At 70.9% G+C, this 13119-nt stretch carries 13 protein-coding genes; 12 read left to right on the forward strand and 1 reads right to left on the reverse strand.

All coding sequences use genetic code 11. The annotated features are described in order from the left end of the window. Nucleotides 1-6: 6 nt before the first annotated feature. From ACIRF9_RS42700 to ACIRF9_RS42740, 9 genes are all read left to right on the forward strand, one after another. Nucleotides 7-1041, forward strand: coding sequence for an acyl-CoA dehydrogenase family protein (locus tag ACIRF9_RS42700; protein ID WP_403834080.1), 1035 nt, complete (start codon nt 7-9; stop codon nt 1039-1041). Nucleotides 1042-1070: 29 nt separating this feature from the next. Next, nucleotides 1071-1997, forward strand: a complete 927-nt coding sequence (locus ACIRF9_RS42705) for an SDR family oxidoreductase (RefSeq protein WP_403834147.1) — start codon at nt 1071-1073, stop codon at nt 1995-1997. A gap of 711 nt (nt 1998-2708) precedes the next feature. Further along, on the forward strand, nt 2709-3272 hold the full coding sequence (locus ACIRF9_RS42710; protein ID WP_403834083.1) for a cysteine hydrolase family protein: 564 nt from the start codon (nt 2709-2711) through the stop codon (nt 3270-3272). 106 nt (nt 3273-3378) lie between these two features. After that, nucleotides 3379-4281: an alpha/beta fold hydrolase gene (locus ACIRF9_RS42715; protein ID WP_403834085.1), complete on the forward strand. Its 903-nt coding sequence runs from the start codon at nt 3379-3381 to the stop codon at nt 4279-4281. Nucleotides 4282-4501: 220 nt separating this feature from the next. Then, nucleotides 4502-5824, forward strand: a complete 1323-nt coding sequence (locus tag ACIRF9_RS42720) for an aromatic ring-hydroxylating dioxygenase subunit alpha (protein WP_403834087.1) — start codon at nt 4502-4504, stop codon at nt 5822-5824. A gap of 1 nt (nt 5825) precedes the next feature. Beyond that, nucleotides 5826-6398, forward strand: a complete 573-nt coding sequence (locus ACIRF9_RS42725) for an aromatic-ring-hydroxylating dioxygenase subunit beta (protein ID WP_403834089.1) — start codon at nt 5826-5828, stop codon at nt 6396-6398. A 16-nt stretch (nt 6399-6414) separates the two neighbouring features. Continuing rightward, nucleotides 6415-6612, forward strand: coding sequence for a ferredoxin (locus tag ACIRF9_RS42730; protein WP_383708472.1), 198 nt, complete (start codon nt 6415-6417; stop codon nt 6610-6612). A 25-nt stretch (nt 6613-6637) separates the two neighbouring features. Beyond that, entirely contained in the window at nt 6638-7393 is a 756-nt protein-coding gene (locus ACIRF9_RS42735; RefSeq protein ID WP_403834091.1) for a putative quinol monooxygenase, read from the forward strand. A 196-nt stretch (nt 7394-7589) separates the two neighbouring features. Continuing rightward, the gene (locus ACIRF9_RS42740; protein WP_403834094.1) at nt 7590-8693 is read left to right on the forward strand and encodes a VOC family protein; all 1104 of its coding nucleotides are present in this window, start codon (nt 7590-7592) and stop codon (nt 8691-8693) included. Nucleotides 8694-8760: 67 nt separating this feature from the next. Here ACIRF9_RS42740 and ACIRF9_RS42745 read toward each other — a convergent pair whose 3' ends face one another. Further along, nucleotides 8761-9540 (reverse strand): IclR family transcriptional regulator, encoded by a 780-nt coding sequence (locus ACIRF9_RS42745; protein ID WP_403834097.1) that lies wholly within the window; start codon nt 9538-9540, stop codon nt 8761-8763. A gap of 199 nt (nt 9541-9739) precedes the next feature. Between ACIRF9_RS42745 and ACIRF9_RS42750 the strand changes: the two genes are divergently transcribed. From ACIRF9_RS42750 to ACIRF9_RS42760, 3 genes are all read left to right on the forward strand, one after another. Then, nucleotides 9740-10669, forward strand: coding sequence for a hypothetical protein (locus ACIRF9_RS42750; protein ID WP_403834099.1), 930 nt, complete (start codon nt 9740-9742; stop codon nt 10667-10669). A 52-nt stretch (nt 10670-10721) separates the two neighbouring features. Beyond that, nucleotides 10722-11942: an NAD(P)/FAD-dependent oxidoreductase gene (locus ACIRF9_RS42755; protein WP_403834102.1), complete on the forward strand. Its 1221-nt coding sequence runs from the start codon at nt 10722-10724 to the stop codon at nt 11940-11942. Between the two features lie 93 nt (nt 11943-12035). Further along, entirely contained in the window at nt 12036-13043 is a 1008-nt protein-coding gene (locus ACIRF9_RS42760; RefSeq protein WP_403834104.1) for an ABC transporter substrate-binding protein, read from the forward strand. Nucleotides 13044-13119: the final 76 nt, after the last annotated feature.

Here is a 13119-nt window from a genome sequence, read left to right on the forward strand (position 1 = left end):
CGCACCATGCGCTTCGCAGTGGCCGAACAGGACACGGCCCTCGCCGAGGCCGCCGGCAAGGTGCTGGCCAAGCTGGCCGGTCCCGACCGGATCAGGGCCGGCTGGCCCGGCGGCCGTGCCGAGGAGGTCGATGCCGTGTGGCGCACCCTCGCCGGGGTCGGTGTCACCGCCGCGCTGGTGCCGGAGAGCGCGGACGGTCTCGGGCTCGACGAAAACGCACTGCCCCCGCTCATGGAGGCCCTGGGCCACAGCGGCCTGCCGGTGCCCGCGGCGGAGAGTGTCGCGGTCGGCGCTCCGCTGCTCGCCGCCGCCGGAGCGCGTCAACTCCCCGACGTGCTCGCGGGATCGGCGACGCTGACGGTCTCGCTCCTGCCCGGGGCCCCGGTGCCCTTCGCAGCGCATGCCGACCTGATCGCCGTAGCGAGCGAGGACCGGCTGCTGCTGTACCGGCAGGACGAGGTGCGCATCGAGCCGGTCGGCTCGTTGGACGGCTCCCGCGCGCTCGCCCGGGTCACCGCCCCGGCCGGCGTGGGGCTGCCGCTCGCCGAGGGGGCGGACGCGCTGGCCGCCGCACGGTGGCGCGGGGTGCTGGCGACCTCCGCCCTCCTCGTCGGGCTCAGCCGGCGCATGCTCGATCTGACGGTGAGCTATGTCGGGCAGCGCCACCAGTTCGGCGTGCCGGTCGGCTCGTTCCAGGCGGTGAAACACGCCCTGGCCGATGCGGAGCTCGCCGTGCGGTTCGCCCGCCCGGCGGTCCTCGCGGCGGGCTGGGCTCAGGCGGCCGGGGACCCCGAGACAGCGGTGCGAACGGCGATGGCGAAGGTCCTCGCCTCGGACGCGGCGCGTGCGGTGGCCCGTACGGCGATCCAGTGCCACGGCGCCATGGGCTACACCACTGAGTACGACCTCCACCTGTACACCAAGCGGGCCTGGGCGCTCGCCGCGGACTGGGGTGGCCCGGCGGAGCACCGGGAGTTCATCGCGCGGCGGCTCGGACTCACCGGAGCGGCCGAGGGCATCTGCGAAGGAGCGGAACTGTGAGTGGGAACGACAGGGAGGCGGAGGGCGGGATGGTGAGCGGGGTCCAGAAGCGGACCGTGAGCGGAGGCGCGAACGACGACGGGATCTGCCGGGACCGGGTCGTTGTCGTGACCGGCGCCGGTCAGGGGCTGGGCCGGGAGCACGCCCTGGCGTTGGCCGCCGAGGGCGCGCGGGTCGTCGTGAACGACCTGGGCGAGACCGCGAAGGCCGTGGCCGAGGAGATCGCCGCTGCCGGTGGGACGGCTGTCGCCGACCTGGGGGACGTGAGCGACTGGGACTACGCGGAGCGGCTGGTCGGCCGGGCGGTGGCGGAGTTCGGCACGCTGCACGCGCTCGTCAACAACGCGGGTCTCAACCGTGACCGGATGCTGGTCTCCATGACCGAGGCGGAGTGGGACCTGGTGCTGAAGGTCGACCTCAAGGGGCATGCCGCGCCGCTGCGCCACGCCGCCGCGTACTGGCGGGAGCGGAGCAAGCAAGGGGACCCGGTAGACGCCCGGATCGTCAACACGAGTTCGGGCGCCGGGCTGATGGGCAGCGTCGGCCAGGGCAACTACGGTGCCGCGAAAGCCGGCATCGCCGCCCTCACGGTGATCGCCGCCGCCGAACTCGCCCGTTACGGCGTCACCGTGAACGCGATCGCCCCGTCCGCCCGCACGCCGATGACGGAGGCGGTCGAGGCCTTCACCGACAGGATGCGGATACCGGAGTCCGGCTTCGACACCATGCACCCGGGCAACATCTCACCGCTCGTGGTGTGGCTGGCCTCCACGGACTCCGGCGACGTGACCGGCCGGGTGTTCGAGGCCGAGGGCGGGGTGCTTGGCCTCGCCGACGGCTGGCAGCACGGCCCGCAGCGGACACGCGACCGCCGCTGGGCTCCCGACGAGGTCGGATCGGCGGTCCGCGAACTACTCGCCGACGCCCCGGCTCCGGCTCCGGTCTACGGGGCCTGAGCGAGGGGTTCGCGAGGGGCGCCCCGACGCTCAGAACAGCGCCCGTGGTCCGACCGTCGGCGCTCTGCCGTGGAGCCCTGGAGCGGACGAGGCCGGGCAGGGACGGCAAGCCGGTTCCGGACAGCGAGGTCAATCCCGCCGACGCCCGCGACGCCCGGACCCGCGAGATCACGGGCGCACACAGGCATCGACGGCAACGCCCGCCCCGTCCGTCGGCGGACACCGGCGCCGGCGGCGGAGAAGGGCGCTCGGCGGACCCGGGCATCGCCAGGCGCTACACATATCGCGTACCGGTGAGCGGAATGCAGGGTTGGGCGGGTGGGCGTCACGGCCCTACCCTGACCGCACCTCCATGAGGTGGGTCACACGCCCTGCCTCCGGGAGCCGCAGATGTCGGGTTCGACAAGGACCGGACGCTGGATGGGGACCAGAGGGAACACCCGACCGCGTCACTCCGGCCGCGGGGGACGCGTCTCCGCCGCCGGGGCCCGGCCCGCGAGGACAACCCGGTACGCGCCCGCGCGGACGGCACCGGCCGTGGACAGCCGTCCACGGCGAGTGCCGCCCCATGTCCGAGGCCTGTGGGGTATGCCGGTCGGACCCGGCATCACCCGGACCGTCCATGGCCCGGTCGTGGTGGCGGCATTCCCGGCGCCCGCCCCGTCCGTCCGCGACCCGACGTCGATCCACCAGGAGACAAGGAGCGAATTCATGGGCAACGCAGTCGTGATGGTGTGTGACATGCAGAACGACATCGCGCGCTTTCACCAGCGGCCCGAGGAGGCCGACCGTGTGGTCGGCGAGATCGGGAAGTTCATCGCCTGGGCACGGGAACAGGGCATGCCCGTCATCTACTCCTGTGTGGGCTACCGGCCCGACTACGTCGACGTGATCCCGCGGCTGGCGGCCCCGATCAAGGAACACGGCCTGCTGGTGGAGGGTACGCCGGGCTGCGCCGTCATCGACGAGCTGGCTCCGAAAGAGGGGGACGTGCTGCTGACTCGTCGTCGTAGCAGTTCGTTCTACGGAACCGACCTCGACCTCATCCTCAGGTCGCTGGATGTCGACACGATCATTCTCACCGGCATGTCGACGCAGCGGGTCGTGGAGTCGACGGCGCGTGCGGCCAGCGACCGTGACCTGCGGGTCCTGGTCGTCGAGGACTGCTGCAGCGCCGACTCCCAGGAGCTGCACGACGGAGCGCTGCGTGCGATCGCCGACTGGTTCGGCCAGGTCAGCTGCGCCGAAGAGATCATGAAGGAGTTCACTTCCTGATCTCCGCCACCGCCCGGCGATCCGTTCAGCGAACCGGATCGCTGGGCGTTGTGCTGCCCCGGGCCGCATCGTTCTGGTGAACGTCACGGACGACGAGGAGCAGCCAGTGAGCGCAGCAACCCCAGCGACCCCCAGGAGCACGGTATGGGCCGACCTTCTCGGCTCGGAGGTCCGGTGGTACGACGCGGGAGGCATCCGAACCCGGTGCATCGAGGCCGGTGACGGGCCGCCGCTGATCCTGCTCCACGGGGTCGGGGGCCACGCGGAGGCCTTCGCGCGCAACGTCGTCCCGCTCTCCGAGCACTTCCGGGTTCTGGCGGTGGACCTGCTCGGCTCCGGGCTCACCGACAAGCCGGAGGGACCGGCCGACCTGGACGCGTATCTCTCCCACATGACCGCCTTCATGGACGCCGCCGGTGTGAAGAAGGCGCACTTCGGCGGGGAGTCCCTGGGCGGCTGGATCGCGATGTGGCTGGCGCTGCGCCAGCCCGAGCGGGTCGACAACCTGGTGTCCATCTGTGGGGCACGGCTGAAGGTCGAGACGGACCCGGAGTCGCAGAAGTGGACCGACGCCGGCCGCGACGAACTGCGCCGGCTGACCGACCAGTTCGTGAAGGACCCCACGCGGGAGAACACGCGCCGGCGCATGGAGTGGCTCTTCCACAAGCCGGACCGGGACCTCAGCGAGGAACTCGTCGACATCCGGTGGCGCATGTACCAGCGCACCGACGCGGTCGCGTCCATGAAGGAGTCGGGGAAGATGCTCGGCAAGAACCCCGAGCGCAAGGACGGTCTGGACTTCACCCCGGACGTGCTGAAGCAGGTCACGCACCGCACCCTGATGCTGTGGAGCTCCCACAACCCCTCCAACACCGCGGCCACCGCCGAGCGGGCCGCCGCCTACCTGCCGGAGTGCGAGTTCCAGGTGATGGACGACTGCGGACACTGGCCGCAGTGGGAGGACCCGGAGACGTTCAACCGCATCCTGGCGGACTTCCTGCCGCACTGAGGCCACGGTCGGTCGCCTTCCGGCGAACGGCGCCCGGCCTCGTTCGGAGGATGCCTTTCCATTCACCGATCCGATTCGCTTTTGTCAGGGGCGCCCGGGTCGCACGATCGGAGAGTCGGGGATCCGGAGGATCCGCCGCTTCCCGGTCCGTCTCCCTCCCGAGCCGTACCCTTCCCGACCTGCCCGGTATCCGGGCTTCGACGCGAGGAGCACTGAACCCATGACCGCACTGACATCGGGGCCACAGGAGTTGGTGGGTCACTCCGCCAAGCTGCTGGCCGAGGGGATGGTCGACCGCCGGATCTACAGCGATCCCGACATCTACCGGATGGAGCAGGAGCTCATCTTCGCCCGGTCGTGGCTGGTGGTCGGCCACGACACCCAGATTCCCCGCCCCGGGGACTTCATCGAGTCCTACATGGGCGAGGAGTCGGTGATCGTCACCCGCAACCGGGAGGGCGAGATCCGTGTCATGCTCAACACCTGCCGTCACCGCGGCAACAAAGTCTGCCGTGCCGAGCTGGGCACCACCCGCGCCTTCATGTGCCAGTACCACGGCTGGACGTACGACATCGACGGGAACTTCGTCGGCGCCCCGCAGTTCGAGAAGGTCTACGAGAACGACCTCGACAAGTCGAAGTGGGGTCTGCACCGGGCCAGGGTGGCGCTCTACAAGGGGCTGATCTTCGCCACGTTCGACACGAGCCTTCCGCCGTTGGAGGAGTACCTGGGTGACTTCACCTGGCTCCTCGACATGAGTCTCGACCCGCGGCCCGGCGGCGTCGAGGTCGCCGGCGGTTTCCTGCGCTGGAACATCAAGACGAACTGGAAGTTCGGCGCGGAGAACTCCGGTGGCGACCTCTACCACGGCGGTACGACCCACCGCTCGGCCGTCGACATCGGCCACCGGGCGATCGCGACCGGCAAGAACGACCCCAAGCACACCACCGACGAGGAGCTCGACCCGGGCGGCACCATGACCAGCTCCTTCGGACACGGGGTGAACTGGAGCGACCGCCGACCCGAGCCCGAGGGCGGCGCCCCCGTCCCGCCGGACGAGACGCCGCTGGCACGGTACCTGCGCGAGAACCGGGAGCTCACCAGGCAGCATCTCGGCGACTTCCGCGGCACGACGATCCGGCGCTACAACGCCAACATCTTCCCCAACGCCGGATTCCACTCCAGCGCCCAGACCATCCACATCTTCCACCCGCGCGGGCCGGGCCGGTCCGAGGTGTGGCTGCTCCCCCTGGTCGACAAGGCCGCCCCCCAGGACGTCAAGGACTGGGTGCGCCGGCACACCGACTCCCACTTCGGTCCCGGAGGCTTCTTCGAGGAGGACGACGGCGAGAACTGGGAGCAGGCCACCGCCGCCACCCGGGGCGTGGTCGCCTCGCGGCTGCCCTTCAACTACCAGATGGGCTTCGGGCGGGAGAAGGTGATCTCGGAGCCGGGCGTCCCGGACCGGATGGACGGCGGCTTCAACGACTACGGACAGCGCGCGCTGCTGGAGCGCTGGCACGACATGATGAGGACTCCCTGACATGGCGACGAGCAAGAGTGACCTGGTCCTCGACCCCGGCTCGGTCGGGACGCCCGACGGAGTCGTGGACGACCCTGCGCTGTACCGGCGGGTGACCGCCTGCCTGTACCGCGAGGCGTGGCTGCTGGACGACGCCCGGTTCGAGGAGTGGCTGGAGTGGATGTCGCCGGACATCCGCTACTGGATGCCGACCCGGTTCGTCCGCAAGGCGACCGAGCGGGACCTCGAGTTCGCCACGCTGGAGCGGGGCGTCTCCTTCCTCGACGAGGACTACGAGGCCCTGGCGATGCGGGTGTCCAAGACGCGCCACCGGATGTCGTGGACCGACAACCCCGCCGGGCGGACGGTGCACTCCGTCAGCAACATCGAGATCGCGTCGGTCGTCGACGGCCGGGCCGTCGTCCGGTCGGTCGCGAGCGTCGAGCGGAGCCGGTTCGCCAACGAGTCCGACCGCTGGGTGTTCCGGCGCGAGGACACCATCAACATCGGCGAGGACCCCTGGAAGCTGGAGGAGCGGAAGATCTTCTACCCCTCCCCGGTGCTGGAGTCGTCCAACCTGGCGATCTTCTTCTGAAGGGAGAGTGACGGACATGAAGGTCTCCGTCGACGAATGGCTGTGTGCGGGACACGGGCTGTGCGAGGCCGCTTCCCCCGAGGTGTTCGAGGTCAACGACGACGGCATCGCCGTGGTGCTCCAGGAGTCCCCCGCGGAGTCGTTGCTGCCCTCGGTCAAGGACGCCGTGCGGCTCTGCCCGGCCGACGCCATCCTCCTCAAGGAGAATTCCTGATGTCGCCGGCGATCGTGAGGCCGGCATGAGCCTGCGCGTGGTCCACCAGCGTGTGGTCGAACCCGCCGCACAGGCGGCATGGTCGGCGCACGCGGCCGGACTGCGCGACAGCAAGGGGTGCCTGGAGGCGGAGGTCTACCGCTCGCTCGACGACCCGGAGCGGTTGGCGCTGGTCGAACTCTGGTCCGACGACACTGCGTTCGGCCGGGCCTGGGGCGAGCTGCTCACCGAGGGCACGCTGCCGCCCGGCCTGTCCTCCGGTCCGCCCGAAGGCGTGGCCGGGGACGGCTCGGTGTCCGAGTTCTACCGGCACGGCTACACGGACCGCGCCTCCGGCAACTGGCTTCCGACCGGCCGGGCCGACGAGGCCTGGCGGGTGGCGTGGCCGGCCCGGGGGCCGGTACGTGTGGTCATCCAGACCAGCACCCGCCCGACCCCCGAGGAGCCGTGGCCCGGCGGGGTCGACGCTCTGCTGGAGACCCGCCGCGAACCGGGCTGCCTGCAGTTCGAGGTCTTCGCCGGTGTCGAGTTCGACCAGGACGGACTGCTCCTGGAGCTCTGGGACGACCAGGCCAGGTACGACGCGCACTGGCGGCTGCGGACACGGGTGCGTGAGGCCGGCGGAGCGGGAGGCGGCGGCGCACGGCCCGTCCAGCACGAGCGCGGGCAGGGGGACAACGGGGTGGAGTTCTACCGCCGGCAGTCGTTCGTCCACCTCTACGACCGCTGGCTTCCCGCCGATCCCGAGGCCTGGTCCGACACGGTCGCCTGGCCCGACTGACACCGCCGTCCGGAGGACGGCACACCACACAGGACGGATCCCCGCGGCGCACGCGGGGGCCCGTCCTGGGACGGGCCCCCGCACACCGTCGGCGGTCCCGTGGCCAGGAGGGGACTCCGCGCACCGCGGCTGCCCCGCACCAGGACGGGTCCCGTGCAGACGGCGATCCCGTCCGGACGTCAAGGAGGATCCATCCATGTCCGGACTGATACCGGTCGACCGCCTCTACTCGATGGGCGTGGTCGTCCGCGACCTCGAGGCGGCGACGAGGCGCTACGCCGAGCTGTTCGGCATCGACAAGTGGGAGGTACGTGACTTCGGGCAGGAGCGCGTCACCTCGGCGACGGCGCACGGGCGGCCCACCACCCCCACATTCCGCACGGCGACCGGGACCTCCGTGCCGCCGGGTGAGGGCACTTCGCTGATGGGCAACCCGCTCATCCCGGTGACCTTCGAGCTGGTGCAGCCTCTGACGGGAGAGAGCCCGTTCCAGGAGTTCCGCTTCGTCCGCGGACAGGGCGTGAGCCACCTGACCCTGGCGGTGCGTGACCGCGAGGAGTTCAGTCGGCTGCGTGCCCGGCTGGAGGCGGAGGGGCTGTCCCTGGCCGGCTCGCTGACCCTCGACGACCGTCTCGAACGGCACTTCGTCGACACCCGGTCCACGCTCGGCGGCTACCTGGTGGAGATCCAGGTGCCGCTGGCCGGGGACGGCGCGCTCGAGGTCACCGAACTCTGGGACCACTCCGGCAGCTACACCCGGCCCGAGGGCAGGGAGCCGCTGGGGATCAGCGGGGTCAACCACCTCGGGATCGTCGTCCAGGACGTGATGGCCGCCCTGCCCCACTACGACCGGCTCCTCGGTGTCCCCGCCTGGAAGATGCGCGACTGGCGCACCGAGAAGAACCGGCTTGAACAGCCGCACTACCGGGGCGAGTCGGTCGACCACGAGTACTTCACGGCCCGCGCCCAGATCAGCGACTTCGGGTTCGAGATCATCCAGCCGACGCTCGGTCCGAGCCACTACAACCGGGAGTTCGGCGACCGCTTCGGTTCCGGCGTGCACCACCTGATGCTGCACATGACCGACGACGAGAAGGCCTGGCACGACGACCAGCAGTGGCTGATCGACGCCGGCGTCCCGCTGGCCATGGGCGCGGTGCTCTACGGAGGCGGCGTCGAGTTCGCCTACCTCGACACCGCGCCGGACCTCGGTGGCTTCGTGCTCGAGAGCGTGCTGATGAAGGGCCCGCTCGACCGTGAGCTGATGAAGCCCGACTACGTCATCGACTTCTCGGCGTAAACAGGCCTGCAACGGGTGTGGGTCGGGCCTTGAGGGGCCCGACCCACACCTTTCGGTGTCGTACCCCTCACCGACCGCCGCTCTCCTGGTGTCCTGTCGACCCGACCCACTGGCGGTTGATGCCCAGGGCTGTCGTGCGTACCGCCGCGGCGACCCGCTCGGGCTGGAAGCGGCTGGTCGGACCGGTGACCGAGATGGCGCCGCGCCCGCGGCCGTGACGGTCCAGCAGGGGGCTGGCGACACAGGTGACGCCGAGGTCGTACTCCTCTCGGTCATAGGCGACCCCGCTCTCGCGCACCCGGACCAGCTGCTGGTGCAGGAGGCCCGGGACCGCGATGGTGTGGCGCGTGCGACGCTCCAGCCCCTGCTCGACCACCGAGGCGAGCAGTTCCGTGCTCGAGAACGCGAGCATGGCCTTGCCCAGGGCCGTGCAGTGCAGCGGCTTGCGGTCACCGACCTCGGTGGAGGCCGTGGGGCGGCGGCGTCCGGAGATCTTGTCCAGGTACAGCACCTCCGTGCCGTTGAGGACCGCCAGGTGGACGGTCTCGTGCACGGCTTCGTAGAGATCCTCCAGATACGGGGTGGCCACCGCGCGCAGGGCCTGGCTTCGGGTGCCGGCGCCGAGCTCGAAGAGCTTCTGGCCGAGCCGGTACTCCAGTCCGTTGCGCTCGAGGATCTTCAGTTCGACGAGCTGGGTGGCCAACCGGAACGCGGTCGCCTTGGGCAGCCGGGCGCGCCTGGCCAGCTCGGCCAGGCCGAGCCCGGGAGCCTCCTCGCGTAGGACGTCCAGGAGCGTGAAGGCCCGGCCGAGCACGGTGGTGCCGACCCTCTCGTCGGTGATCCTCATATCGGGATCGTGAGCTCGGCTTCCACGCCTGTCAAGGCTCCGAGACATTCCGATGACAGCTGGATGACAGCCGAGGTCAGAGGTGCATCGTTCCATTGGCCGACCCGGAACGCTGGCGGTGACCGGTGCCGGATTCCTACGGTCGTGGAGCCGGGTGCGGCACCGTCCCGCCCGGCCACGCCCCCCTTGGAGGTACACCATGCTTGCCCTGGGAATCGCCCTCTCCCACTCACCGACGATGTTCGTCCCGGTCGAGGAGTGGCCCGACCTTCACAAGTCCCTGGTCGGCGACGTACCTCAGCCGAGGGCGCTCGCCGACGAGACGCCGGAGGCCAACGTCGTCGCCAAGGAGCGGATCGACGCCGGCCTGGACACCCTGAGCGCCAAGATCGCCAAAGCCGAGCCGGACGTGGTCGTGATCGTCGGGGACGACCAGAGCGAGGTCTTCGGCAAGGCGTTCAACCCCACCCTGGCCGTGTACGCCGGGCCCAAGGTCAGCGGAGTCACCCTGCGCCGCTTCCAGGACAAGCCCGGCATCAACCACGACCTCACGCTCACCTGTGACGCCGACTTCGGACTCGAACTCGCAACGGGGCTGATCGACCGCGGCTTCGACCCGGCGGTGATGAGCGAACTGCGCCCCCTCAGCCGCCCCGAGGGCCTGGGGCACGCGTTCACCCGCCCCGCCCACAGGCTCGGGATCGCCGAGGCCGACATCCCGCTGGTCCCGGTCTTCCTCAACGGCTACCACGACCCGCTGCCCACCGGGCGCCGCTGCTGGGAGCTCGGCGAGGCGCTCCGCGAGATCGCTGAGGCCAGCGACAAGCGCGTCGTGCTCGTCGCGTCGGGCGGACTGACCCACGACCCGATGGGCCCGCGGGCCGGCTGGATCGACGAGCGGCTGGACCGGTGGGTGCTCAGCCGGATCTCGGAGGGCCGGGGCGAGGAACTCGCGCAGCTGTTCGCCTTCGACTCCGACACCCTGCGCGGCGGCAGCGGTGAGATCCGCGCCTGGGTCACCGTCGCGGGGGCGTTCGCCGGCCGTGCGGGCACGGTCGTGGACTACATCCCGCTGCACCACGCGGTCACCGGCCTGGGCCTCGCGTACTGGGAGCCCGAGGGCGCGTGAGCACCATCCCCGTTCACCGGTCCAGGCCCGTACGTCGACTTCCGGAGGAAGCATGAGTGGCACCGAGCAGTACGTCGTCGTCGGAGGCTGCGCCGCGGGCGTCTCGGCGGCGTTCGCCCTGCGCCAGCACGGGTTCGAGGGCTCCGTGGTCCTCCTTGAGGCCGGCACGGAGGCCCCGTACCGCCGGCCGCAGCTGTCGAAGGTGCTCGGGGACACCCCGGACGCACTTCGTCCCATCGCCGACCCCGAGTCGTACGCCGACCGGCGCATCGACCTGCGCCTCGGTACCCGCGTCGAACGTCTCGACCCGGCCACCCGCACGGTGCATCTGGCCGACGGCACGTCGCTGCACGCCGACAAGGTGCTGCTCGCCACAGGAGTCGCGGCCCGCCGCCCGGATCTGCCGGGTATCGGCCTGGACGGCGTACTGAGTCTGCGCGACCCCGACGACGCGCTGCGGCTCGGCAAGGCGATCCGGGACGGCGGCCCGGTCGTCGTCCTCGGCGGTGGCTTCATCGGCATGGAGGTGGCCGCGGTGGCCCGGACCGCGGGCTGTGAGGTGACCGTGCTGGAGGCCGCGCCGGCGCCGATGCTGGCCGCGCTCGGCCGGGAGCTCGCCGACCTCGTCACCGCGTTCCACCGCGCACGAGGCGTCCGCGTGCTGACGGACGCCAAGGTCACGGCGCTGGACGGGAACGGCGCGGTCGAGGCGGTGGTCCTCGCCTCCGGTGAGCGGATCCCCGCGACCACGGTGGTGGTCGGGGTGGGGGTCGTACCGAACGACCGGCTCGCCGCCGAGGCGGGCGTGCGCTGCGACGGCGGCATCGTCGTCGACCTGCACGGGCGCACCTCCGATCCCTGGATCTTCGCCGCCGGCGACGTCACCGTCCAGCCGCACCCGCATCTGGCAGCGGCGGGGCGGATCGAGCACTGGGACAACGCCCAGCAGCAGGGCGTCGTCGCCGCGCGGGCCATGCTGGGCGAGCTCCACGACCACGACACGGTCCCGTACTTCTGGTCCGAGCAGTACGGCCTGCAACTGCAGATGGTGGGCCGGCCGCGCCCCGGCGACACACAGGTGCTGCGCAAGGACGCCACACCCAGCAAGTTCATGGCGTTCTGGCTGCGGGACGGCGGGGTCGTCGCCGCCGCCGGTCTCGACACCGTCCGGGACGTGGTGGCCGCGAGACGGTTGATCGCGCGGTCGGCCTCGTTCCCGGTCGCCCAGCTCGCCGACCCGGGCACCGACCTGCGCGCCCTCGCGCGATCCTGACCCCCACCTCCCCGCGTGCCGGTTGTCAGACGGCGCACGGGGCGGGCAACGCATGTGAATCCTTCGTACAGCGAAAGACCAAGGAGGGCCCCCGTGGCCAACACCACCGTCCGGATGCTCTGCAGCGACATCTCGCACATGGCGATCGGCCATGTCTGGCGTGAGAGCGGCGTGACCCAGAAGCACGGCTTCGACCTGGTCACCCACGTCGCGAACGCCGACGTTCCCGGCCAGCCCCGGGTGGAGATGGGTGAGCGCGGGCCGAAGGTCCTCGCCGGCGAGTACGACTTCATGAGCGGCCTGCACCACGACACCTACGCCTACCGGGCCCGGGGCGACAAGCGCTTCGTCTACCTCGCCCAGGCGCAGAACGACTGGGACGACGTCCTGGTCGCCTCGCCCGCGGTCGACGGCCTGAAGGGGCTCGAGGGCAAGCGGGTCATCGTCAGCACCTCCGCCCCCTGCGTCTACGGCAACTTCCGGCGGGCGCTGACCCACGCCGGCGTCGACGTGGACGCGGTGGAGTTCGACGTCTGGAAGGAGCAGGGCACCGGAGTGGCGCTGCGCGCGGTCCAGGCCGTCCTCGACGGTGAGGCCGACGCCGCCGACGTGGACATCCCCTTCGACCGCTACGGCACCCAGCGCGGCCTGCAGGTGCTCGGCCTTCCGCAGATGCCGGTGATCCACAACACCACCATCTGCGCCAACCGCGAGTGGGTGAAGCAGAACGAGGACCTCACCCGCTCGTTCCTGCGCTCGATGGTCGAGACCGTGCACTTCTTCAAGACCCGCCCGCAGGACGTCTGCGACATCCTGCAGGAGCACCTCGCCCCCCAGATCGGGATCGAGGACCCCGAGGACATCGCCCACCTCCAGCGCTTCTGGTCGCAGGCACTCAGCCCCAAGCCCTACCCGCACCCCCTGGCCATCTGGAACGTCTACCAGCTCGACACCCTCAAGGACGAGCGGTCCAACCACATCGGGCCGCTCGAGATCTGGGACACCGGCTACCTGCGGGACATCGACGACACCGACTTCATCGACTCCCTCTACGGAGGGATCAAGAACACCGCCGCCCCGGCGGTGAACGCCCTCATCTGAGTCACCTTCCGGGCTCGCGGCAACGTCGTCGTGAACGTGGGCGGCACCGCGAGCGCCGCCGGAAGACTCGCCGCCC

Source organism: Streptomyces sp. NPDC096132 (assembly GCF_044763345.1).
Lineage (GTDB): Bacteria > Actinomycetota > Actinomycetes > Streptomycetales > Streptomycetaceae > Streptomyces.

What these genes read in the sequence shown, in the direction of transcription:
- ACIRF9_RS42700 (WP_403834080.1), top strand. Translation starts at nt 7, where the DNA reads ATGCGCTTCGCAGTGGCCGAACAGGACACGGCCCTCGCCGAGGCCGCC.
- ACIRF9_RS42705 (WP_403834147.1), top strand. Translation starts at nt 1,071, where the DNA reads ATGGTGAGCGGGGTCCAGAAGCGGACCGTGAGCGGAGGCGCGAACGAC.
- ACIRF9_RS42710 (WP_403834083.1), top strand. Translation starts at nt 2,709, where the DNA reads ATGGGCAACGCAGTCGTGATGGTGTGTGACATGCAGAACGACATCGCG.
- ACIRF9_RS42720 (WP_403834087.1), top strand. Translation starts at nt 4,502, where the DNA reads ATGACCGCACTGACATCGGGGCCACAGGAGTTGGTGGGTCACTCCGCC.
- ACIRF9_RS42725 (WP_403834089.1), top strand. Translation starts at nt 5,826, where the DNA reads ATGGCGACGAGCAAGAGTGACCTGGTCCTCGACCCCGGCTCGGTCGGG.
- ACIRF9_RS42730 (WP_383708472.1), top strand. Translation starts at nt 6,415, where the DNA reads ATGAAGGTCTCCGTCGACGAATGGCTGTGTGCGGGACACGGGCTGTGC.
- ACIRF9_RS42735 (WP_403834091.1), top strand. Translation starts at nt 6,638, where the DNA reads ATGAGCCTGCGCGTGGTCCACCAGCGTGTGGTCGAACCCGCCGCACAG.
- ACIRF9_RS42740 (WP_403834094.1), top strand. Translation starts at nt 7,590, where the DNA reads ATGTCCGGACTGATACCGGTCGACCGCCTCTACTCGATGGGCGTGGTC.
- ACIRF9_RS42745 (WP_403834097.1), bottom strand. Translation starts at nt 9,540, where the DNA reads ATGAGGATCACCGACGAGAGGGTCGGCACCACCGTGCTCGGCCGGGCC.
- ACIRF9_RS42750 (WP_403834099.1), top strand. Translation starts at nt 9,740, where the DNA reads ATGCTTGCCCTGGGAATCGCCCTCTCCCACTCACCGACGATGTTCGTC.
- ACIRF9_RS42755 (WP_403834102.1), top strand. Translation starts at nt 10,722, where the DNA reads ATGAGTGGCACCGAGCAGTACGTCGTCGTCGGAGGCTGCGCCGCGGGC.